Origin of the sequence: Pseudomonas hunanensis (genome assembly GCF_013393325.1) — a bacterium.
In the GTDB taxonomy this organism is placed as follows: Bacteria; Pseudomonadota; Gammaproteobacteria; order Pseudomonadales; family Pseudomonadaceae; genus Aquipseudomonas; species Aquipseudomonas putida_P.
Genome location: NZ_QJRC01000066.1, coordinates 102785 through 125044, shown reverse-complemented (window position 1 = coordinate 125044; position 22260 = coordinate 102785). Strand labels below are relative to the sequence as shown.

The following is a 22260-nucleotide window of genomic DNA, read 5'->3' as shown; positions in this document are numbered from 1 at the left end:
CGCCGCATTTCGATCACCTTCGGTGGCATCAACCTTGAAGACATCAAGGCCCCTGAGTGCTTCGAAATCGAGCGCACCTTGATCGAGCAGTGCGACATCCCGGTGTTCCACGATGACCAGCACGGTACCGCCATCGTTACCGCGGCCGGCATGATCAACGCCCTGGAAATCGCCGGCAAGAAGCTGGAGGACGCCAAGATCGTCTGCCTGGGGGCTGGCGCTGCAGCCATCTCTTGCATGAAGCTGCTTATAAGCATGGGCGCGGGCGCTAGCAATATCCTCATGGTCGACCGCAGCGGCGTGATCCACGCTGGCCGTGACGACCTGAACCAGTACAAGGCGCAGTTCGCCCACGCTACCGACAAGCGCACCCTGGCTGACGCCCTTGACGGTGCCGACGTGTTCGTAGGCCTGTCCGGCCCGAACCTGCTGAGCCCGGAAGGCCTGAAGTCGATGGCGGCCAACCCGATCGTGTTCGCCTGCTCGAACCCGGACCCGGAAATCTCGCCAGAGCTGGCGCACGCCACTCGCAGCGACGTGATCATGGCTACCGGTCGTTCCGACTACCCGAACCAGGTCAACAACGTACTGGGCTTCCCGTTCATCTTCCGTGGTGCCCTGGACGTTCGCGCCAAGCGCATCAACGAAGAAATGAAGATCGCCGCTGCTATCGCCCTGAAAGACCTGGCCAAGCTGCCAGTGCCTAAGGAAGTGTGCGAAGCCTACGGTGTCGAAGGCCTGGAGTTCGGTCGTGAGTACATCATTCCGAAGCCGCTGGACGCACGCCTGATCACCGTCGTTTCCGACGCCGTGGCCAAGGCCGCCATCGAATCCGGTGTGGCTACCCTGCCGTATCCGAAGCACTACCCGCTGACCAGCGTGGATGAAGTGTTCAACGGCTGATTGCCGCTGTAGCAACATAAAAAAGCCCCGGCTCGGATGAGCCGGGGCTTTTTGTTGTGCCGTGGAAATGTTTCAGGGTGGCAAGGTGCTTGTGATGAGACTGTTGGCGCCTATGAGATCGAGCGCCGCGCGGGCGGCGCTCGATTGGCGCGCCCACGCAAATCCTGAGTCAGGCACCCTGCTTCAGAACAGATCCATCGGCGCTGCTTCATCGGCTGGCAGCGGGCTGCCCGGTGCCGCGCCATTGCCCAGCTCGTCCACCGATGGTGGCGAGTCTTCGGCCTTGAACAGCTCGAAGTAGGCATTCGGTGTGCTCGGCGAGGCGGCGCGCCCGCTGACCGGGTCCACACGCAGGCTGAGGATGCCTTCAGGTTCTGCTGGCGCATGCGCCGGTTTGTCCTTGAGCGCCGCGCCCATGAAACTCATCCAGATCGGCAGCGCCGCCGTACCGCCGTACTCGCGGCGACCGAGCGTTTCTGGCTGGTCGAAACCGACCCACACGGTCGTCACGTAGTCGGCGTTGTAGCCCGAGAACCAGGCGTCCTTGGATTCGTTGGTGGTACCGGTCTTGCCCGCCAGGTCGGTACGGCCCAAGGCCAGTGCCCGGCGACCGGTACCGCGCTTGATCACGTCCTGCAGCATGCTGGTGAGGATGTAGGTGGTACGCCCGTCGACGATCTGTTCGGCTATCGCCGGCGCTTGTGGTGCAGTTGCCACCTGACTGAAGGCAGGCGGTGCTTCGCCTGGCATGGCGGCGGTGCTGATTGGCTGCTCGGGTGCGGCCAGGCCAGCCTGGTCCTCGGCACCTTGCGGTACGCGGGCTGGGTTGGAAGTAAACAGCGTCTCGCCGCTGCGGCTTTCGATGCGGTCGATCAGGTAAGGGGTGATCTTGTAGCCACCGTTGGCAAAGGTGCTCCACCCGGTGGCGATTTCCATTGGGGTCAGGGTGGCGGTACCCAGTGCCAGCGACAGGTTGCGCGGCAGGTCCTGCTTGTTGAAGCCGAACTTGGCGATGTAGTCGATGGTGCGGTCCACGCCCATGGCCTGCAGCAGGCGGATCGACACCAGGTTGCGCGATTTGTACAGCGCCTCACGCATGCGGATCGGGCCGAGGAAGGTGTTGGTGTCGTTCTTCGGCCGCCACACTTTATCCACCGACTCGTCAACGAACACGATCGGCGCATCGTTGACCAGGGTGGCGGCGGTGTAACCGCTGTCCAGCGCGGCGCTGTAGATGAATGGCTTGAAACTAGAGCCTGGTTGGCGCTTGGCCTGCATGGCGCGGTTGTAGTTGCTCTGCTCGAACGAGAAGCCGCCGACCAGGGCGCGGATGGCGCCGTTGTAGGGGTCGAGGGTAACCAGTGCACTCTGCGCACCGGGCACCTGGCTGAACTTGAACTTGCCATCTTCCAGACGTTGCAAGCGCACCAGGTCACCGACCTGTGCCACGTCGGAAGGCGACTGCGGTGTGCGCCCCTGGGCGTTGCTGTTGATGAACGGGCGCGCCCATTTCATGGTGTCCCAAGCAACCTGTGCTTCCTGGCCGTCACGGGTCAGCACTTTGAGGCCGGTTTTTTCAACTTGAGTGACAATGGCTGGCTCCAGGCCGCCGAGGGTGCGTTGCTTGCCCAGTTCCTGCAGCCAAGCTGCCTGGGTACGGCCCGGGAAGCGTGCTTCAGGGCCGCGGTAACCGTGGCGTTCGTCGTAATCGGAAAGCCCGTTGAGGACGGCCTTGTTGGCCATTTCCTGCATGTCGCTGGGCACGGTGGTCGTGACGCGGAAGCCCTCGGTATAGGCATCGCTGCCGTAACGGCCGACCATTTCCGCGCGGGCCATTTCAGCGATGTACGGGGCATTCACTTCAGGCGTCGGTACGTGGTAGCTGGCGTTGAGCGGCTCGGCCAAGGCGGCCTGGTAGCTGGCCTCGTCGATCTTGCCCAGCTTGTACATGCGGCCGAGGATCCAGTCGCGGCGTTCCTTGGCACGTGCCGGGTTGGCCAGTGGGTTGAAGCGCGACGGTGCTTTGGGCAGGCCGGCGATCATCGCCATCTGCGCCAGGCTCACGTCACGGATCGACTTGCCGTAGTACACCTGCGCAGCGGCGTCGATACCGTAGGCGCGGTTGCCCAGGTAGATCTTGTTCACGTACAGCTCAAGGATTTCGTCCTTGGTCAGCTCACGCTCGATTTGCAGGGCCAGCAGGATTTCGTTGGTCTTGCGCGAGAAGCTGCGCTCGCTGGTGAGGAAGAAGTTCTTCGCCACCTGCATGGTGATGGTGCTGCCGCCGGTCTGGATGTGCCCGGTTTTCACCAGCTGGGTCGCGGCACGCATCAGGCTGCTGGGGTCTACACCATAGTGGTTGAGGAAGTTGTCGTCCTCAGCTGACAGCAGCGCCTGAATGAATTGTGGGGGAATTTCCGCGAAGCGGATCGGCGAGCGGCGCATTTCGCCGAATTCGGCAATCAGCTTGCCGTCGCTGCTGTACACCCTGAGTGGGATCTGCAACTGGATGCTTCTGAGTGACTCGACCGAGGGCAGGCTGGGGCTAAGATACAGAAACGCACCGCTCACACCGAGTACGAGCGCGCAGATGACTGCGACGGATGACCACCAGAAGAACTTCAGCAGACGTATCAAGGCTTTTCGGTGTCCAGGTTGGGAGTGGATTGCACGCGGGTCCGGCGGACCAAAAAACGCTGGGCATTATAAGCATTTTTTCGTCTCTCCGGGTTACCGGCCAGGCTACCCGTCGCCTCGATGGATAGCCTCGGCCCAGTGTTGCCGCGGGGTTGCCACAGACAGCAGGGAAGTCGCGATGCTTGGACGCTTCGGCAAGGATGCCGGTTCACTCGTGGGGGTGGAAATTGCCCCGGATGCCGTTCGCATGCTGCAACTGCAGCAGCGCAATCGACGCTGGCGGGTGGTGGGGTCGGCACAAGAACCGCTTATGGCACCGCTGGGTGATGATTGGGTGGCGGAGCCTGATGCAGTGGTGGCTGCGTTACAGCGCGCCTACCAGCGTAGCGGGCTCAAGCAGCGCCGGGTGGCGCTGGCATTACCGGCCAGCCAGGTCATCTGCAAACTGTGCCACCTGCCTGCGCAACAGAACGAAGCGCAGTTGGAGGCGCGGTTGCTGGCCGATGCTGAGCGGCTGTTTCCGTTTCCACTGGAAGACCTGGCCCTGGATTTTCAGGTCTTGGGGGCTTCCAGTGTTCAGCCAGGCTGCAGTGAGGCGATGGTTGCTGCCTGTCGGCAGAGCGCGCTGGCGTCACTTGAATCAGTGGTCGAGGCGGCGGGCTTGCAGTTGGAAGCCGTCGAGGTCGACAACATTGCTTTGTGCCGCATGTTGCCACGGGGCGGCTCGGAGGGGGCGGCGTTGTTGCGTGTCGACGCTCGCAGCCTGACCCTCTATGACTGGCTGCCGGGCAGGGTATACCAGCGCCGTGAGCTGCCAGTCTCCGGTTTGGAGACTAGCGGGCTGTTGCCAGAGCATTTGCAGGCGCTGCTGACCGACAAAAACCTGCCTGCGGGCTTGTGGATTAGCAGCAGCTCAGCGATTGACTCAGGCTGGTTGCAAGGGCTTGGCAATCGGCTGAACCTGCCGTGCAGGTGCCTGCCCGGCCTGACGGGGCTTGAGCATGTCGATGGGTCGATGCTCCTGGCCTGTGCCTTGGCCGTGGGAGGGTTGCGCCCATGATGCGGTTAAACCTTCTGCCATGGCGTGAACGGCAGCGTCAGGCTGCGCTGCGGCGTTTTCGCGGCCAGCTGGTTGCTGGCGCTTTACTGGCCTTGTGCGCCGTGATGCTGGTCGATCAATTGGCCCGCCAGCGCGGGCAGCAGCAGGCGCTGGCCAATACCCAGTTCCAGGCTGCCCTTGAGGAGCTGGACGAGCAGTTGCGGCCGCTGGCCGATGTACGCACGCAGCATGCAGCATTGCTCGCCCGGGCCTCGGCGCTGGAAGGCTTGCGTGCCCACCAGGGGGTGATGGCCGGTCTGTTCGCTGACCTTGAGGGGGCTTTGCCTGAAGGTGTGCAACTCCTTGAGCTCAGCCTTGAAAGCGGCCGCCTGCAGATGACCGGCTTGGCTGCATCCGGTGCTGTGGTTGCGCAGTTCATGCGTGACTTGAACCGCTCGAGCGTTTTGCTCGATTTGGAGCTCAAGCGCATCAAGAGCCTGCCGAGCGGCGATGAATTCCTGCTGACCGCGCGCGTTTCGGCGTTTTGGTCGTGAGTACTGCACAGCTTCTCGCTTGGTTGGCTGTGGTCGAGCGCTCCGATCGCTGCCGACGACTGGCGCCAGCGCTGGTAGCCGCTGTGTTGTTCAGCCTGGGCTGCGCGATGCGCCTGCCGGCACTGATTCAGCAGCAGTCACGCGAGGATGCCAGGTACGCCGAATTGAATCAGAGGCAGGCAGCCAGTGCATTGCGGTTGGCCGAGCTTGAGCAGTTGCGGGCTGCTGTGGTGGCCGCCGAGCAGCGGTTGCAGGAGGCGCGCTGGCAACTGGCTGGCGGGGAGGGCATGAGTGACCTGCTTGAGCGCCTGGCGGTGACGGGGCATGCGCAGGGTTTGCTGGTCGAGCGCCTCGATGTCGATAAGGGCGAGCAACAGGCTGGTTTGCGCAAAGTGCCGCTGGAGTTGCAAGTGGTGGGGCGTTACTCAGCCTTGCGGTTGTGGTTGGACGACTGGTTGGGGCAGGTGCGAGTGCTGCACAGCGATGACATGAGCCTGGCTGCCGTTGATCGCCAGCCTGGGCTGTTGCGCCTGCGGTTGCGGGTTTATGCCTATGACGCGCCCGCACCCATGAAGGCACCTGCGATGCTGGCGCGACTACCGGCAAGGGCTGCAATGGCTGCGCCTGCCGTAGACCCGTTTGCCCCTGTGGCGGCGCGGTTGACCGCAACGGGGCTGGCCGGTGTGCCGCTGGCGCAGCTGGAGATGGTCGGTAGCCTGGCGCGCGGGGCGGCACGCGAAGCATTGCTGATGGCGGCTGGCAGGCTTTACCGCGTGCGCCCAGGTGACCGGGTAGGGCGTGATCAGGGGGTGGTGGCGTACATCGACCAACGTCAGGTCGAAGTGCGGGAGCGGCTGTTCATGGCGGGGGAGTGGCACGAACGCACGGCGTTCATCACCCTTGCCAAGCGCCTGGGCAAGGAGGCCTCGGACCAGAATGAAAACGTGGATGAAATATCTGCTGGCAACCCTGCTGTCGGTTCCGCTGGCGTCGGCGACGTCTTATGAGGGTGAGCCGCTGTCGTTGAACTTTCAGGATGTAGAGGTGCGCGCGGTACTGCAGGTACTGGCGGACTATGCCGGGGTAAACCTGGTAGCCAGCGATGCGGTGCAAGGCAACGTCACGATGCGCTTGCAGGACGTGCCGTGGGATCAGGCACTGGACCTGGTGTTGCGCAGCAAGGGCCTGGCTCGGCGCCAGGAGGGTAATGTGCTGTTGGTGGCGCCTGCCGCCGACTTTGCCGCACAGTCAGCCGAGACCCGTGCGGGGCAAGTGCTGGAAGCGCAGTTGCAACCTTTGCGTCGGGAACTGCTGCCTATCCACCACGCCAAGGCTGCCGATTTGGCGGAGTTGCTACAGTCGAGCCTGGTGGGTGACGGTATTCTCACGGGTAGCCTGAGTGTCGATGAGCGCACCAATACCCTGGTGGTGCACATGCCTGCCGACCGCCTGGCCGAATTGCGGCAACTGGTGACGCAGTTGGATGTGCCGGTGCGCCAGGTAGCGATCGAGGCGCGTATCGTCGAGGCCAACGTCGATTACGAGAAGAGCCTGGGGGTGCGCTGGGGCGGGCCGCTATACGGCGCGCAACTGCGGCCAGGCAAAGAATTGTTCGTCGATCTCGGCGTCGAGCGTGCCGGCGGCAGTATCGGCCTTGGGTTATTGCGCGGGGACGTGTTGCTGGACCTTGAGCTCAGCGCCATGGAAAAGAGTGGTAACGGCGAGATCATTTCGCAGCCCAAGGTGGTCACGGCCGACAAGGAAACGGCGAGGATCCTCAAGGGAACCGAGGTGCCTTACCAGGAAACCAGCCAAAGCGGTGCGACCTCGGTATCTTTTCGCGAAGCGTCGCTGTCGTTGGAAGTTACCCCGCAGATCACCCCGGACAATAAGGTGATCATGACCGTCAGGGTGACCAAGGACGAGCCGGATTACGTCAATGCCTTGAACAACGTACCGCCGATCCGCAAGAACGAGGTAAATGCCAAGGTTCGTGTGGCTGATGGCGAAACGATCGTGATTGGTGGCGTTTACTCGACTTCGCAAAACAATGTGGTCGACAAGGTGCCATTTTTCGGCGATCTGCCGTATGTTGGGCGGCTGTTTCGACGCGATGCATTACAAGAGAAAAAATCCGAGCTGCTGGTCTTCCTGACTCCGCGTATCATGAGTGACCAGGCGATTGCTGTGAGTCGTTGATTCTGTGCGAAATTTGATACTTGTGGGGCCCATGGGCGCTGGTAAAAGCACCATCGGACGCCTATTGGCCAAAGAGCTGCGCCTGCTGTTCAAGGATTCCGACAAGGAAATCGAACTGCGATGCGGCGCCAACATCCCGTGGATTTTCGACAAGGAAGGCGAGCCGGGTTTCCGTGATCGCGAGCAAGCGATGATCGCCGAGCTGTGCGCGCTCGACGGCGTGGTCCTGGCCACCGGCGGCGGCGCGGTGATGCGTGAAGCCAACCGTCAGGCGCTTTATCGGGGAGGCCGGGTGATCTACCTGCATGCTTCGGTGGAGCAGCAGGTCGGGCGCACCGCGCGCGACCGCAACCGCCCGCTGCTGCGTACCGCCAATCCCGAGGCAACCTTGCGTACCTTGCTGGAAACCCGCGACCCGCTCTACCGCGAAATCGCCGACCTGGTCGTGGAAACCGATGAGCGGCCGCCACGCATGGTGGTGATCGATATTCTTGAGCGCTTGCAGCAGTTGCCGCCCCGTTAACCCGGGACTATTCTCGGCCACCAGCCGGGGCGAGGTTCAACGTTACCGCGCAGGTTGCCCGAATGGCGCCGCGCCCAAGTACATTGTGGGGATACATGCAGACACTAAAGGTCGACCTGGGCGAGCGTAGCTACCCGATCTACATTGGCGAAGGCCTGCTGGACCAGCCCGAACTGCTGGCGCCGCACATTGCCGGCCGGCAGGTTGCCATCGTTTCCAACGAGACCGTCGCCCCCCTGTATCTCGAACGCCTGAGCAAGACCCTGGGTGCCTACTCGGTACTGCCGGTGGTGTTGCCCGATGGCGAAGCCCACAAGAATTGGGAAACCCTGCAACTGATTTTCGATGGCTTGCTGACAGCCCGCCATGATCGTCGCACCACCGTGGTCGCCCTGGGCGGCGGCGTGATCGGCGACATGGCCGGCTTCGCTGCCGCTTGCTACCAGCGCGGTGTCGACTTCATCCAGGTGCCGACCACCCTGTTGTCCCAGGTCGACTCTTCGGTGGGCGGCAAGACCGGCATCAATCACCCGCTGGGCAAGAACATGGTCGGTGCCTTCTATCAGCCCAATGCGGTACTGATCGATACCACCAGCCTCAAGACCCTGCCCGCGCGCGAACTGTCCGCAGGCCTGGCCGAAGTGATCAAGTACGGCCTGATTTGCGACAAACCGTTCCTCGCCTGGCTCGAAGACAATATGCAGGCCCTGCGCGCCCTCGACTCGGCAGCCCTGACCGAGGCCATCCGCCGCTCCTGCGCGGCCAAGGCCGCAGTAGTGGGGGCTGACGAGCGCGAGTCGGGCGTACGGGCCACGCTGAACCTGGGGCATACCTTCGGGCATGCCATCGAAACCCACATGGGCTATGGCGTGTGGTTGCACGGCGAGGCCGTGGCGGCGGGCACGGTGATGGCCCTGGAAATGTCCATGCGTCTTGGCTGGATCGACCAGGCCGAGCGCGATCGCGGTATCCGCCTGTTGCAGGATGCAGGTTTGCCGGTGGTGCCACCACAGGAAATGACCCCGGCGCATTTCATGGAGCACATGGCGGTCGACAAGAAGGTGCTCGACGGTCGTCTGCGTCTGGTGCTGCTGCGCCAGATGGGCGAGGCCGTAGTGACCGACGACTATTCGAAAGAGATTCTACAGGCCACGCTGTCGGCGGATTACCGCGCGATCGTGGCCCAGCTTTGAGGTTGTGACAGCGCAATGACCAGTTTGCATGCCGATGAGGCCTTTCTCGACCATTACCAGTTGAGCCACGATCCGTTCGCGCCCCGCGTGCCCGGTTTCAAGTTCTTCCCGGCCCAGCGCAAGCCCGTGCTCGGCCAACTGCACCACCTGGCGCGCTACAGCCAGTTGATGCTGGTGGTCAGCGGCCCGCTGGGCAGCGGTAAGTCGCTGCTGCGCCAGGCCTTGGTGGCCAGCACCAACAAACAGGCTGTGCAAAGTGTGGTGGTGTCTGCCCGCAGCGCCAGCGATGCCTCCAGCATGCTCGCCCACGTCGCCCAGGACCTTGGTGTGGCCCAGCCCGAAGTGCAGGCGATCCTGTCCAAAGTGGTGCAGCTGGCACTGACCGGGCAGGAAGTGTATTTGCTGGTGGACGATGCGGAACAACTCGACGAGTCGGCACTCCAAGCGTTGCTGGAATTGGCGGCGGGGGTGCCGGAAGGGCGCCCGCACGTGTTCCTGTTCGGTGAGCCATCGCTGATTGCCGGGCTGGACGAGCTCAATGTCGAGGAAGAACGCTTCCACATCATCGAGCTTGCCCCCTACAGTGAGGAAGAAACCCGCGAATACCTGGAGCAGCGCCTGGAGGGCGCCGGCCGGGGCATCGAGGTGTTCAGCCGTGAACAGATCGCCGATATCCATGAAAACTCCGACGGTTGGCCTGGCAATATCAACCAGGTCGCCCGTGACACTTTGATCGAAGCCATGATCGCCAGCCGCTCGACGGCCAAGCGACCATCCATGGGGTTCAAGATGCCTAAAAAACATGTGCTCGCGCTGTCCGCTGTGGTCGTGGTCGCCGTTGCGGCTGCAGTATTGATGCCCAAGAAAAGCGACAAGGCCCCCGCCGAAGCGCCAGCCGCCCAGGCTCAGTTGCCACTGGGCGACGGCAAGCAGGGTGCTGCCATCGAGTTCTCTGGCTCGTCCCAGCCCATGCCGCTGCCGCTGGTTGGCCAGTCGCAGCCGGTGATGCGCGAGCCGTTGGCCCAGGCCGCAGGCATGGGCGAGGGCGAAGAAGGCAGCCCGGCAGGTGATACCGCCCTGCAGCCTGGCAACCCACCACCTACCGTGACTACCATCGCGCCGCCGCAAGGTGTGCCGGCAGGCCCGGCCCCCGCGCCTGCTCAGCCAGTCGCCAGTGCGCCTGTGCAGCCGGTTGCACCTGCGCCAAAGCCTGTTGCAACCCAATCCGTAAAACCGGTTGCGCCTGCCAAGCCTGCTCCCGCGCCGACCCAGGTTGCCGTGGCCAAGCCGGCCGCCAAACCTGCCGAGAAACCAGCGGCCGCTGGCGGTGGCAGTGGTGGTTGGTACGCGGGGCAGAAGCCAGGTAATTATGTGGTGCAGATCCTCGGCACCAGCTCCGAAGCTTCGGCCCAGGCATACGTCAAGGCCCAGGGTAGCGACTATCGCTACTTCAAGAAAAACCTGCAGGGCAAGCCACTGTATGTAGTCACTTACGGCAGCTTCGCCAACCGCGACGCAGCGGTTGCAGCAATCAAGAACTTGCCAGCGAAGGTCCAGGCTGGTAAACCTTGGCCACGTACCGTGGGCAGCGTCCAACAAGAGCTGGCCACGGCCCGCTGATACCTTCCGGGCGGCATCACCCCGCCGCCCTGTAGCTAAGCGAATTCTAGCTTTCGACTAGCCTGCTGCGCCCGAGCGCGGCAGGCTTTTCTGTCCCAGACTGCCGGCCACAAGCCCCTAGTTGCAGTCATGGCTGAAACGCTTCAGACTCAAGCCAAGCCGCTATCACGGCGCATGGCGCAAAAACATTCAAAATTGCGACATAAATTTTCAATGGTGAGACATGAAAATTTGTGGGCATCGCTGTCGCTGTGCAACAATGGTTTTCCATGGCCACCGCAAAAAAGCTGGCGTTTGATCGGCGTGGATGGTAAGTGGTTGTTAAAAAAGAGATTTGCCTCCGTTGAGAGGTGAACCTGGTGAGAATGTGTCTATGAAAACAGGTCTGTACCATCCCGAAGAATTCAAGGACAACTGTGGTTTTGGCCTGATCGCCCATATGACGGGTGAACCGAGCCACCACCTTCTGCAAACCGCCATGCAGGCACTGACTTGCATGACCCACCGCGGCGGCATCAACGCCGACGGCAAGACCGGTGACGGTTGCGGTCTGCTTATGCAGAAGCCCGATCAATTTCTGCGTGCCGTGGCCCAGGAACACTTCGCCGTCGAGCTGCCCAAGCAATACGCCGTCGGCATGGTGTTCTTCAACCAGGACCCGGTCAAAGCAGAAGCGGCTCGCGCTAACATGGACCGCGAAATCCTCGCCGCTGGCCTGAAGCTGGTCGGATGGCGCAAGGTGCCGATCGACACCAGCGTGCTGGGCCGCCTGGCCCTGGAGCGTCTGCCGCAGATCGAGCAGGTGTTCATCGGCGGTGAAGGCCTGAGCGACCAGGAATTCGCCATCAAGCTGTTCAGTGCCCGTCGCCGTTCGTCGGTGGCCAACGCCCACGATAGCGACCACTACATCTGCAGCTTCTCGCACAAGACCATCATCTACAAAGGCCTGATGATGCCGCGCGATCTCGCGGCGTTCTATCCAGACCTGGGTGACGAGCGCCTGCAAACCGCGATCTGCGTGTTTCACCAGCGCTTCTCCACCAACACCCTGCCGAAATGGCCGCTGGCGCAACCGTTCCGCTTCCTCGCCCACAACGGCGAGATCAACACCATCACCGGCAACCGCAACTGGGCAATGGCCCGTCGCACCAAGTTCGCCAACGACCAGATCCCCGACCTCGAAGAGCTTGGCCCGCTGGTCAACCGCGTCGGTTCCGACTCGTCGAGCATGGACAACATGCTGGAGTTGATGGTCACCGGTGGCATCGACCTGTTCCGCGGCGTGCGCATGCTGGTACCGCCAGCCTGGCAGAACGTCGAGACCATGGACGCCGACCTGCGCGCCTTCTACGAATACAACTCCATGCACATGGAGCCGTGGGATGGCCCGGCCGGTATCGTCATGACCGAAGGCCGCCACGCGGTGTGCCTGCTCGACCGCAACGGCCTGCGCCCGGCGCGCTGGGTAACCACCACCAACGGCTACATCACCATCGCCTCGGAAATCGGCGTTTGGGGCTATCAGCCTGAGGAGGTGCTGGCCAAGGGCCGTGTCGGCCCAGGTCAAATCCTTGCCGTGGACACCGAAACCGGCCAGATCCTCGACACCGACGCCATCGACAACCGCCTTAAGTCGCGTCACCCGTACAAGCGCTGGCTGCGTCAGCACGCTACCCGCATTCAGGCGACGCTGACCGACGACCAGGGTGTGGCCAGCTACGACGCTGACCAGCTCAAGCAATACATGAAGATGTTCCAGGTCACCTTCGAAGAGCGTGACCAGGTGCTGCGCCCGCTGGGTGAGCAGGGCCAGGAAGCCGTTGGCTCGATGGGTGACGACACGCCAATGGCCGTGCTGTCGCAGCGTGTGCGGTCGCCGTACGATTTCTTCCGCCAGCAGTTCGCTCAGGTGACCAACCCACCGATCGATCCGCTGCGTGAAGCGATCGTGATGTCGCTGGAAATCTGCCTGGGTGCCGAGCGCAACATCTTCCAGGAGTCCCCGGAGCACGCATCGCGGGTCATCCTCAGCTCGCCGGTCATTTCGCCCGCCAAGTGGCGTTCGCTGATGAACCTGGAGCGCGAAGGCTTCGACCGCCAGCTGATCGACCTCAATTACGAGCAGGGCATCGGCCTGGAAGCGGCCATTCGCAACATCGCCGACCAGGCCGAAGAGGCTGTGCGCGCGGGCAAGACCCAGCTGGTGCTGAGCGACCGTTATATCGCCCCAGGCAAGCTGCCTGTGCATGCGTCGTTGGCCGTTGGTGCGGTGCATCACCGCCTGACCGAGCAAGGCCTGCGTTGCGACAGCAACATCCTGGTGGAAACCGCCACCGCCCGTGACCCGCATCATTTCGCTGTGCTGCTGGGCTTCGGTGCCTCGGCCGTTTACCCGTACCTGGCGTATGAAGTACTGGCCGACCTGATCCGCACCGGCGAAGTGCTGGGCGACCTGGACGAAGTCTTCAAGTACTACCGCAAAGGCATCTCCAAAGGCCTGCTGAAGATCCTGTCGAAGATGGGTATCTCCACCATCGCCTCGTACCGTGGTGCGCAGCTGTTCGAAGCCATCGGTTTGGCCGAAGAAGTGGTCGGTCTGAGCTTCAAGGGTGTGTCCAGCCGCATCAAGGGGGCGCGTTTCGTTGACCTGGAAAGCGACCAGAAGCTGCTGGCGGCCGAAGCCTGGAGCGCGCGCAAGCCGATTCAGCAAGGTGGCCTGCTGAAGTTCGTCCACGGTGGCGAATACCACGCTTACAACCCGGATGTGGTCAACACCCTGCAAGCCGCTGTGCAGCAGGGCGACTACGCCAAGTTCAAGGAATACACCACGCTGGTCGACCAGCGCCCGGTATCGATGATCCGCGACCTGCTGAAAGTGAAAGTGGCCGACCAGCCACTGGCGCTGGAGCAGATCGAACCGCTGGAGGCTATCCTCAAGCGCTTCGATTCCGCCGGTATCTCGCTGGGCGCACTGTCGCCGGAAGCCCACGAAGCGTTGGCCGAAGCCATGAACCGCCTGGGTGCGCGTTCCAACTCCGGTGAGGGCGGTGAAGACCCGTCGCGCTACGGCACCATCAAGAGCTCGAAGATCAAGCAGGTGGCCACCGGCCGCTTTGGTGTGACCCCGGAATACCTGGTCAACGCCGAGGTGCTGCAGATCAAGGTTGCCCAGGGCGCCAAGCCCGGTGAGGGCGGCCAGCTGCCGGGCGGCAAGGTCAACGGCCTGATCGCCAAGCTGCGCTATGCGGTACCTGGCGTGACCCTGATCTCACCGCCGCCGCACCACGATATCTACTCGATCGAAGACCTTGCCCAGCTGATCTACGACCTCAAGCAGGTCAACCCGCAGGCGCTGGTGTCGGTCAAATTGGTGGCCGAGGCTGGCGTCGGTACGATTGCCGCTGGTGTGGCCAAGGCTTATGCAGACCTGATCACCATTTCCGGTTACGACGGTGGCACTGGTGCGTCGCCGCTGACCTCGATCAAGTACGCTGGCGCCCCATGGGAACTGGGCCTGGCTGAAACCCACCAGACCCTGCGCGGCAACGACCTGCGCGGCAAGGTACGGGTACAGACCGACGGTGGCCTGAAAACTGGCCTGGACGTGATCAAGGCAGCCATCCTCGGCGCCGAAAGCTTCGGCTTCGGCACCGCACCAATGATCGCCCTGGGCTGCAAGTACCTGCGTATCTGCCACCTGAACAACTGCGCCACCGGCGTAGCCACCCAGAACGACAAGCTGCGCAAGGACCACTACATCGGCACCGTCGACATGGTGATCAACTTCTTCACCTTCGTTGCCGAAGAAACCCGTGAGTGGCTGGCCAAGCTGGGCGTGCGCAGCCTCGGCGAACTGATCGGCCGTACCGACCTGCTCGACGTACTGCCAGGCGACACCGAGCGCCAGCAGTACCTGGACCTGTCGCCGCTGCTGGGCAGCTCGCACATTCCGGCAGACAAGCCGCAGTTCTGCGAAGTCGACAAGAACCCGCCGTTCGACAAGGGCGAGTTGGCCGAGAAAATGGTGGAAATGGCCCTGCCAGCGATTCGCGACCAGGCCGGTGGCGAGTTCGACCTCGACATCTGCAACTGCGACCGTTCCATCGGTGCCCGTATCTCTGGCGAAATCGCCAAGCTGTACGGCAACCAGGGCATGGCCGCCAACCCGATCACCTTCCGCTTCAAGGGTACTGCGGGCCAGAGCTTCGGCGTATGGAACGCCGGCGGCCTGAACCTGCACCTGCAAGGTGATGCCAACGACTACGTCGGCAAGGGCATGACCGGTGGCAAGGTCACCATCGTGCCGCCAGCCGGCAGCCCGTTCGAAACCCAGCACAGCGCCATCGTCGGCAACACCTGCCTGTACGGTGCCACTGGCGGCAAGCTGTTTGCCGCCGGTACCGCGGGCGAGCGCTTCGCTGTGCGTAACTCCGGCGCCCACGCTGTTGTCGAGGGCACTGGCGATCACTGCTGTGAGTACATGACCGGTGGCTTTGTCTGCGTCTTGGGCAAGACCGGTTACAACTTCGGTTCTGGCATGACTGGCGGCTTCGCCTACGTGCTCGACATGGACAACACCTTCGTCGACAAACTCAACCATGAGCTGGTGGAAATTCAGCGCATCAGTGGTGAAGCGATGGAGGCTTACCGCAGCCACTTGGCGCGCGTCCTTGCCGAGTACGTGGAAGAGACCGGCAGCGAGTGGGGGCGTGAGCTCTCGGAGAACCTGGACGACTACGTGCGGCGCTTCTGGCTGGTGAAGCCGAAGGCAGCCAACCTGAAGCAACTGCTGTCCAGCACCCGTGCCAACCCGCAGTAAGAACAGCTGCAAGTGACGGCCCCGTGCGCGGGGTCCGTCGTGCTCAAGTGATCGTCTTGCAGCTTGCAGCCTAGGGCTGGCAACTGCGGTAAAGAGGTTTTGAAAAATGGCTGAACGTCTGAACAACGACTTCCAGTTCATCGAAGTGGGCCGCAAGGACCCGAAGAAAAAGCTGCTGCGCCAGCGCAAGAAGGAGTTCGTGGAAATCTACGAGCCGTTCAAGCCGCAGCAGTCCGTGGAGCAGGCACACCGCTGCCTGGGCTGCGGTAACCCGTATTGCGAGTGGAAGTGCCCGGTGCACAACTTCATCCCCAACTGGTTGAAGCTGGTTTCCGAAGGCAACATCCTGGCTGCAGCGGAACTGTCGCACCAGACCAACACCCTGCCTGAAGTGTGCGGCCGCGTGTGCCCGCAAGACCGCCTGTGCGAGGGGGCCTGCACCCTGAACGATGGCTTCGGCGCAGTGACCATCGGTTCTGTGGAGAAGTACATCACCGACACCGCTTTCGCCATGGGCTGGCGCCCGGACATGTCCAAGGTCAAGCCAACCGGCAAGCGCGTCGCCATCATCGGCGCCGGCCCGGCCGGCCTGGGTTGTGCTGACGTGCTGGTGCGCGCTGGCGTAACCCCGGTGGTGTTCGACAAGAACCCGGAAATCGGCGGCTTGCTGACCTTTGGCATCCCCGAGTTCAAGCTGGAAAAGACCGTGCTCAGCAACCGCCGCGAAGTGTTCACCGGCATGGGTATCGAGTTCCGCCTGAACACCGAGGTGGGCAAGGACGTGACCATGGAGCAGCTGCTCGCCGAGTACGACGCGGTGTTCATGGGCATGGGTACTTACACCTACATGAAGGGCGGCTTCCCGGGCGAAGACCTGCCGGGCGTGCATGACGCACTGGACTTCCTGATTGCCAACGTCAACCGCAACCTGGGCTTCGAGAAGTCGCCGGAAGACTTCGTCGACATGCAGGGCAAAAAGGTCGTGGTGCTGGGCGGTGGTGACACCGCGATGGACTGCAACCGCACCTCGATCCGCCAGGGTGCCAAGGCAGTGACCTGTGCCTATCGCCGTGACGAAGCCAACATGCCGGGTTCGCGCAAAGAGGTGAAGAACGCCAAGGAAGAGGGCGTGAAGTTCCTCTATAACCGTCAGCCAATCGCCATTGTCGGCGAGGACAAGGTCGAAGGCGTGAAAGTGGTCGAGACCCGCCTGGGTGAGCCGGATGCCCGTGGCCGCCGCAGCCCCGAGCCGATCCCGGGCTCCGAAGAGATCCTGCCGGCCGATGCCGTGGTGATCGCCTTCGGCTTCCGCCCGAGCCCGGCGCCGTGGTTCGAGCAGCATGGCATTCAGCTGGACAGTCAGGGCCGTGTCGTGGCACCGGAGAAGGGCAAGTTCAAGCACCAGACCAGCAACCCGAAAGTGTTTGCCGGTGGCGACATGGTGCGTGGTTCGGACTTGGTAGTGACGGCTATTTTCGAAGGACGTACAGCTGCCGAAGGCATTCTGGACTACCTCGAGGTCTGACTGTTTTAGATTTTGTATACAAAATCTATTGATCCAAGACATACCCATAGAGAAAAGGCACGGCAAACAGCCGTGCCTTTTCTTTGTGCGTCTGAGAAAATGCCCGCACTATTTTTCCGGATGCCGACATGACTGCCCTGAAGAACGATCGTTTCCTGCGTGCTCTGCTCAAGCAACCCGTAGACGTTACCCCGGTGTGGATGATGCGCCAGGCCGGCCGCTACCTGCCGGAGTACCGCGCCAGCCGCGCCAAGGCCGGTGACTTCATGAGCCTGTGCATGAACCCGCAGTTTGCCTGCGAGGTCACCCTGCAGCCGCTGGACCGCTACCCGCTGGACGCAGCGATCCTGTTCTCGGACATCCTCACCATCCCTGATGCCATGGGCCTGGGCCTGTATTTCGAAACCGGCGAAGGCCCGCGTTTCAAGAAGGTCATCAGCACCCCGGCCGACATCGAAGCACTGCCCATCCCCGACCCGCAAAAAGATCTGGGCTACGTGATGGACGCGGTCAGCACCATCCGTCGCGAGCTTAACGGCCGCGTGCCGTTGATCGGCTTCTCCGGCAGCCCTTGGACCCTGGCCACCTACATGGTTGAAGGCGGCTCGTCGAAGGACTTCCGCAAGACCAAGGCCATGGCCTACGACAACCCGCAAGCCCTGCACCTGCTGCTGGACAAGCTGGCCCAGTCGGTCACCAGCTACCTGAACGGCCAGATTCTGGCCGGTGCTCAGGCTGTGCAAATTTTCGATACCTGGGGCGGCAACCTGTCGGCGGCGGCCTACCAGGAATTCTCCCTGGCCTACATGCGCAAGATCGTCAGCGGCCTGATCCGCGAGCACGAAGGGCGCAAGGTGCCGGTGATCCTGTTCACCAAGAACGGCGGCCTGTGGCTGGAAAGCATCGCCGAAGCCGGTGCCGATGCACTGGGCCTGGACTGGACCTGCGAGATCGGCGACGCCCGCCGCCGCGTGGGTGACAGGGTGGCCCTGCAAGGCAACATGGACCCGACCGTGCTGTACGCCAAGCCCGAGGCCATCCGCCAGGAAGTGGCGCGCATCCTGGCCAGCTATGGCCAAGGCACAGGCCACGTATTCAACCTGGGCCATGGCATTACCCCGGAAGTCGACCCGGAGCATGCTGGCGTGTTCATCAATGCCGTGCATGAACTGTCGGCGCAGTACCACCAGTGAGTTGATTGCTGGAAAGCAAAGCCCGGCCCTGTGCCGGGCTTTTTGTTGCATTAAGTTTTAATTCAGCGAACGTCGTTAATCTGGTCCCATCGAAACCGAAACAGGACCCGATCCTCATGAAAACCCGTTATCTCGCCCTGATCCTCGCCCCGCTGTTCAGCACTGCCGCACTTGCTGCTGGCTATACCGGCCCCGGTGCCCAGTCGGTCACCACCGTCGCCGCTGCCAACGACGCTGCCGATGACACCCCGGTGGTGCTGCAGGGCTTCGTGACCAAGAAGATCAACAACGACGACAAGTACGAGTTCAAGGACAACACCGGCACCATTACCGTCGAGATCGATGACGAAGACCTGCCGCCGACGCCGTTCAACGACAAGACCAAGGTCAAGCTGACCGGTGAGGTGGAGAAGCACCTGATGAGCCGTGAAGTGGATGTGGATATTGTCGAGATCATCAACTGATCTGAGATTTTGGGGCCGCAAAGCGGCCCCTGGGTCAGCTCGATTTAGGGGGTAACTTGCTCAGGTGCAACGCCACCAGCAACGCCACCGCCAGCAAGCTGCCAATGAACAGCCCAATGCCATTCCAGCCCCACTGGTGCCAGAACACCCCGCCCGCCGTACCGGCCACGCTGGACCCTGCGTAGTAGCTGAACAGGTACAGCGACGACGCCTGTCCCTTGGCCTTCAGCGCTCTGCGTCCGATCCAGCTGCTGGCCACCGAGTGTGCGCCAAAGAAGCCGAAGGTGAACACCAGCATACCCACGATCACCATGGCCAGCGGGCTGGCCAGGGTCATCAGCAAGCCGCCGGCCATCACCACGATACTGGCCCAGAACACCTTGCGCCGGCCCAGCTTGTCAGCCAGGGCACCGACTTGCGCCGAGCTGTAGATGCCCGACAGATAAACCACCGACAGCAAGCCCACCAGCGCCTGGTTCATGTGGTAAGGCTCGGCCAGCAGCCGGTAGCCGATATAGTTGAACAAGGTGACGAACGCACCCATCAGCAGGAAGGCTTCGAGGAACAGCCAGGGCAGGCCGGCATCCTTGAAATGCATGACAAAGCCATCCAGAAGGCTGCGCGGGCTCATCATCTGCGGGCGGAAGTTGCGCGATTCGGGCAGTACCTTCCAGAACACCAGTGCGGCTACCAGGGCCAGGCCACCGATGGTCAGCATCGCCGTGTGCCAGCTGACGAAGTCGATCAGGACGCCAGTGATTAGCCGCCCACTCATGCCGCCAATCGCGTTGCCGCCGATGTACAGACCCATTGCCAGGCCAATGTGTTGCGGGTGGATCTCTTCGCTCAGGTAGGTCATTGCCACCGCAGCCAGGCCGCTCAACGACAGGCCGACCAACGCACGGGTGGCCAGTACCAGCTCCCAGCTCGGCATCACTGCGCTGGCCAGGGTGGACAGGGCGGCGCAGACCAAGGCGAACACCATCACCGGCTTGCGCCCGATGCGGTCAGAAATGGGGCCGGTGATCAGCAGGCCGAACGCCAGCATGGCAGTGGACACCGATAGCACCAAGCTGCTTTGCGCCGCGTTGATGGCAAATTCCTTGGACAGCAGCGGCATCATCGGCTGTACGCAGTACAGCAGGGCGAAGGTGGCGAAGCCGCCGCTGAACAGGGCCAGCACGGTCTTCATGAAGGCGGGGGTGCCTTTCTCGATCCACATGTCGTTCAGGGTGGCAGGTTCGGGCTCGGCAGGAAGGGGGGCTACAGCAGTTTTCACGGGCGGGTACCTCTGGCGCAATGAAAAAAGCATATAGCTGGCTAATGATTAGATCCAATATATTGTTCGACCTATTTAAGATGTTTTACGACCTGTTTGGAGCCCATCATGGAACTGCGCCATCTGCGTTACTTCATCGCCGTGGCCGAAGAGCTGCACTTTGGCCGCGCCGCCCAGCAGCTGGGTATTTCACAGCCACCCTTGAGCCAGCAGATCCAGGCGCTGGAACAAGAGCTGGGGGCGCGTCTGTTCGACCGTACCAATCGTCGGGTCGAGCTGAGCGAGGCGGGGCGGCTGTTCCTTGAAGAGGCCAGGCAGGTGCTGGCGCAGGTAGAAAAGGCGGCAGATGTGGCCCGGCGTGCGCAACTGGGAGAGCTGGGCGAGATGAAAATAGGCTTCACCTCGTCGGCTCCGTTCACCTCGAAAATTCCCAAGGCGATCCATGCCTTCCGTCAGCGCTTCCCGTCGGTGCACCTGAACCTCAAGGAACTGAGCAGCCGTGATGTTGCCGAAGGGGTGTTCGATGAATCGATCGAAGTGGGGTTGATGCGGCCGATGCCGCTACCGGAAGGGCTGGTGGCCACCGAGTTGTTCCGCGAGCCGCTGGTGGCGGTGATCAATGCCTCGCATCCGCTGGCCGAGGGCACTGAGCAGGGTGTTTACATGGCGGCACTGGCCCATGAACCGTTCGTGTTCTTCCCGCGCAGTTATGGCAGCGGCCTGCATGCGCAATTGCTGAGCCTGGCGCGACAGGCGGGCTTCAGCCCGCACTTCGCACAAGAGGCGGGGGAGGCGATGACCATCATTGGCCTGGTGTCGGCGGGGTTGGGCGTGTCGGTGTTGCCGGCGTCGTTCCAGCGCATGCGCATTGAAGGCGTGGTGTACCGCACGCTGCTGGATGAAGGGGCGATGTCGGCGGTGTGGCTGGTGCAACGCGAGCGCGGCAATTCGGTGATGGCCAAAGCGTTTGCCGAGCTGTTGACGGGGCAAGTGGTCGGCCAGGGCTGATGCCGGTCAAATGGCACTGGCCATTGCCGCAGCGTCACCACATACTCGGGCATTCGTTGAAACACGGAGGTCAATCATGCGGCGCGTGGTATTCAATCAGAAAGGTGGCGTGGGCAAGTCGAGCATCGCCTGCAACCTGGCGGCGGTCAGTGCCAATGAAGGCTACCGGACCTTGCTGATCGACCTGGATGCCCAGGCTAACTCGACCCAGTACCTCACTGGCCTGACCGGCGAGGACATCCCCATGGGTATCGCCGACTTTTTCAAGCAAAGCCTATCCAGCGGGCCGTTCAGCAAGAAGAACAAGGTCGATATCTACGAAACGCCGTTCGACAACCTGCACGTGGTCACCGCCACCGCCGAGCTGGCCGACCTGCAGCCCAAGCTTGAGGCCAAGCACAAGATCAACAAGCTGCGTAAGCTGCTCGACGAGTTGGACGAGGACTACGAGCGTATCTACATCGATACCCCACCGGCGCTGAACTTCTACGCGGTTTCCGCGTTGATTGCCGCTGATCGCGTGCTCATTCCCTTCGACTGCGACAGCTTCTCGCGCCAGGCCCTGTATGGCCTGCTGGCCGAGATCGAAGACCTCAAGGAAGACCACAACGAAGACCTGATGGTCGAAGGCATCGTGGTCAACCAGTTCCAGTCCCGTGCCAGCCTGCCACAGCAGATGCTCGACGAACTGCTGGCCGAAGGGTTACCGGTGCTGCCGGTGTACCTGGGCAGCTCGGTGAAGATGCGTGAATCGCACCACGCCAGCCTGCCGCTGATTCACCTGGAGCCCAAGCACAAGCTGACCCAGCAGTTTGTCGAGTTGCACTCGTTGCTCGAAGAGAACGCTTAAACCCCTTGGCTACGCACCCACTCCAGCAACGTCTGGAGTGGAAACGCCCCGGCCTGGCGGCTGACTTCGCGGCCGTTCTTGAACAGCAGCAGGCTGGGGATCGAACGAATGCCCAGTTGCCCCGCAAGGTTGCGGTTGGCTTCGCTGTCGAGCTTGGCCAGGCGGCAGCGGCCGGTCAGCTGGCGGGCGGCCTGTTCGAAGGTGGGGGCAAAGGACTTGCACGGGCCGCACCAGTCGGCCCAGATGTCGACCAGTAGCGGTAGGTCGCCCTTGATCTGGCTGGCGTAGCTGGCTTCGGTCAGCTCGAAAGGGGTGCTCAGCAGCATGTCCTGTTTGCAGCGGCCGCATTTTGGTGTATCGCCCAGGCGCTCGGCGGGCAGGCGGTTGAGGCCGTTACAGTGGGGGCAGGGGACTACCAGCGGTTCGGACATGTTGTTTCCTTGATATTTTGGGG

General features: G+C 62.3%; 18 protein-coding genes. 15 read left to right on the top strand and 3 right to left on the bottom strand.

The window, feature by feature from the left end:
* On the top strand, positions 1-903 hold a 903-nt coding region (locus tag DM807_RS03240), incomplete at its 5' end, for a malic enzyme-like NAD(P)-binding protein (RefSeq protein WP_179027048.1).
* Positions 904-1086: 183 nt separating this feature from the next.
* Here the strand turns inward: DM807_RS03240 and DM807_RS03235 are convergent.
* Positions 1087-3537: a penicillin-binding protein 1A gene (locus tag DM807_RS03235; RefSeq protein ID WP_370739375.1), complete on the bottom strand. Its 2451-nt coding sequence runs from the start codon at positions 3535-3537 to the stop codon at positions 1087-1089.
* Between the two features lie 181 nt (positions 3538-3718).
* Between DM807_RS03235 and pilM the strand changes: the two genes are divergently transcribed.
* The 12 genes from pilM to DM807_RS03175 all read left to right on the top strand — a co-directional run bounded on the left by pilM (position 3719) and on the right by DM807_RS03175 (position 18669).
* Positions 3719-4600, top strand: coding sequence for a type IV pilus biogenesis protein PilM (gene pilM / locus DM807_RS03230; protein ID WP_179027047.1), 882 nt, complete (start codon positions 3719-3721; stop codon positions 4598-4600).
* Positions 4597-5133 (top strand): PilN domain-containing protein, encoded by a 537-nt coding sequence (locus tag DM807_RS03225; protein WP_179027046.1) that lies wholly within the window; start codon positions 4597-4599, stop codon positions 5131-5133. Before pilM ends, DM807_RS03225 begins: the two co-directional genes overlap by 4 nt.
* Entirely contained in the window at positions 5130-6140 is a 1011-nt protein-coding gene (locus DM807_RS03220) for a pilus assembly protein PilP (protein ID WP_179027045.1), read from the top strand. Before DM807_RS03225 ends, DM807_RS03220 begins: the two co-directional genes overlap by 4 nt.
* Positions 6070-7332 carry a type IV pilus secretin PilQ gene (locus DM807_RS03215; protein WP_179027044.1) on the top strand — a complete coding sequence of 421 codons (1263 nt, stop codon included), beginning with the start codon at positions 6070-6072 and terminating at the stop codon, positions 7330-7332. The genes DM807_RS03220 and DM807_RS03215 overlap by 71 nt, the downstream gene beginning before the upstream one ends.
* A gap of 4 nt (positions 7333-7336) precedes the next feature.
* Complete coding sequence (gene aroK, locus DM807_RS03210; protein ID WP_041166614.1) at positions 7337-7855, top strand: shikimate kinase AroK; 519 nt, start codon at positions 7337-7339, stop codon at positions 7853-7855.
* Positions 7856-7950: 95 nt separating this feature from the next.
* Entirely contained in the window at positions 7951-9048 is a 1098-nt protein-coding gene (aroB, locus tag DM807_RS03205; protein ID WP_041166613.1) for a 3-dehydroquinate synthase, read from the top strand.
* A 15-nt stretch (positions 9049-9063) separates the two neighbouring features.
* Positions 9064-10668 (top strand): AAA family ATPase, encoded by a 1605-nt coding sequence (locus DM807_RS03200; protein ID WP_179027043.1) that lies wholly within the window; start codon positions 9064-9066, stop codon positions 10666-10668.
* A 129-nt stretch (positions 10669-10797) separates the two neighbouring features.
* A complete protein-coding gene (locus DM807_RS03195; RefSeq protein ID WP_141729057.1) occupies positions 10798-11022 on the top strand; it encodes a hypothetical protein in 225 nt (74 codons plus the stop codon).
* 19 nt (positions 11023-11041) lie between these two features.
* A complete protein-coding gene (gltB, locus tag DM807_RS03190; protein ID WP_012274628.1) occupies positions 11042-15487 on the top strand; it encodes a glutamate synthase large subunit in 4446 nt (1481 codons plus the stop codon).
* A gap of 106 nt (positions 15488-15593) precedes the next feature.
* The gene (locus tag DM807_RS03185; RefSeq protein ID WP_003249156.1) at positions 15594-17012 is read left to right on the top strand and encodes an FAD-dependent oxidoreductase; all 1419 of its coding nucleotides are present in this window, start codon (positions 15594-15596) and stop codon (positions 17010-17012) included.
* A gap of 128 nt (positions 17013-17140) precedes the next feature.
* Entirely contained in the window at positions 17141-18205 is a 1065-nt protein-coding gene (gene hemE, locus DM807_RS03180) for a uroporphyrinogen decarboxylase (protein WP_012274627.1), read from the top strand.
* A gap of 116 nt (positions 18206-18321) precedes the next feature.
* Entirely contained in the window at positions 18322-18669 is a 348-nt protein-coding gene (locus tag DM807_RS03175) for a YgiW/YdeI family stress tolerance OB fold protein (protein ID WP_012274626.1), read from the top strand.
* A 34-nt stretch (positions 18670-18703) separates the two neighbouring features.
* Here the strand turns inward: DM807_RS03175 and DM807_RS03170 are convergent, their stop codons facing one another.
* On the bottom strand, positions 18704-19891 hold the full coding sequence (locus tag DM807_RS03170) for an MFS transporter (protein WP_223296423.1): 1188 nt from the start codon (positions 19889-19891) through the stop codon (positions 18704-18706).
* A gap of 165 nt (positions 19892-20056) precedes the next feature.
* Here DM807_RS03170 and DM807_RS03165 point away from each other — a divergent pair, with 165 nt between their 5' ends.
* Entirely contained in the window at positions 20057-20956 is a 900-nt protein-coding gene (locus DM807_RS03165; RefSeq protein ID WP_179027042.1) for a LysR family transcriptional regulator, read from the top strand.
* A 76-nt stretch (positions 20957-21032) separates the two neighbouring features.
* Positions 21033-21806: a ParA family protein gene (locus DM807_RS03160; RefSeq protein ID WP_012274623.1), complete on the top strand. Its 774-nt coding sequence runs from the start codon at positions 21033-21035 to the stop codon at positions 21804-21806.
* On the opposite strand, the gene trxC is transcribed toward DM807_RS03160, so the two are convergent.
* Complete coding sequence (gene trxC / locus DM807_RS03155) at positions 21803-22237, bottom strand: thioredoxin TrxC (RefSeq protein WP_012274622.1); 435 nt, start codon at positions 22235-22237, stop codon at positions 21803-21805. The two genes, DM807_RS03160 and trxC, sit on opposite strands and share 4 nt — an antisense overlap.
* Between the last annotated feature and the right edge of the window lie 23 nt (positions 22238-22260).

Bases quoted from the DNA above. Each gene is read 5' to 3' on its own strand.
- gltB (WP_012274628.1), top strand. From the start codon at position 11,042: ATGAAAACAGGTCTGTACCATCCCGAAGAATTCAAGGACAACTGTGGT.
- DM807_RS03215 (WP_179027044.1), top strand. From the start codon at position 6,070: ATGAAAACGTGGATGAAATATCTGCTGGCAACCCTGCTGTCGGTTCCG.
- DM807_RS03165 (WP_179027042.1), top strand. From the start codon at position 20,057: ATGGAACTGCGCCATCTGCGTTACTTCATCGCCGTGGCCGAAGAGCTG.
- hemE (WP_012274627.1), top strand. From the start codon at position 17,141: ATGACTGCCCTGAAGAACGATCGTTTCCTGCGTGCTCTGCTCAAGCAA.
- DM807_RS03160 (WP_012274623.1), top strand. From the start codon at position 21,033: ATGCGGCGCGTGGTATTCAATCAGAAAGGTGGCGTGGGCAAGTCGAGC.
- DM807_RS03185 (WP_003249156.1), top strand. From the start codon at position 15,594: ATGGCTGAACGTCTGAACAACGACTTCCAGTTCATCGAAGTGGGCCGC.
- trxC (WP_012274622.1), bottom strand. From the start codon at position 22,237: ATGTCCGAACCGCTGGTAGTCCCCTGCCCCCACTGTAACGGCCTCAAC.
- DM807_RS03225 (WP_179027046.1), top strand. From the start codon at position 4,597: ATGATGCGGTTAAACCTTCTGCCATGGCGTGAACGGCAGCGTCAGGCT.
- DM807_RS03170 (WP_223296423.1), bottom strand. From the start codon at position 19,891: ATGTGGATCGAGAAAGGCACCCCCGCCTTCATGAAGACCGTGCTGGCC.
- aroB (WP_041166613.1), top strand. From the start codon at position 7,951: ATGCAGACACTAAAGGTCGACCTGGGCGAGCGTAGCTACCCGATCTAC.
- pilM (WP_179027047.1), top strand. From the start codon at position 3,719: ATGCTTGGACGCTTCGGCAAGGATGCCGGTTCACTCGTGGGGGTGGAA.
- DM807_RS03195 (WP_141729057.1), top strand. From the start codon at position 10,798: ATGGCTGAAACGCTTCAGACTCAAGCCAAGCCGCTATCACGGCGCATG.
- DM807_RS03175 (WP_012274626.1), top strand. From the start codon at position 18,322: ATGAAAACCCGTTATCTCGCCCTGATCCTCGCCCCGCTGTTCAGCACT.
- DM807_RS03200 (WP_179027043.1), top strand. From the start codon at position 9,064: ATGACCAGTTTGCATGCCGATGAGGCCTTTCTCGACCATTACCAGTTG.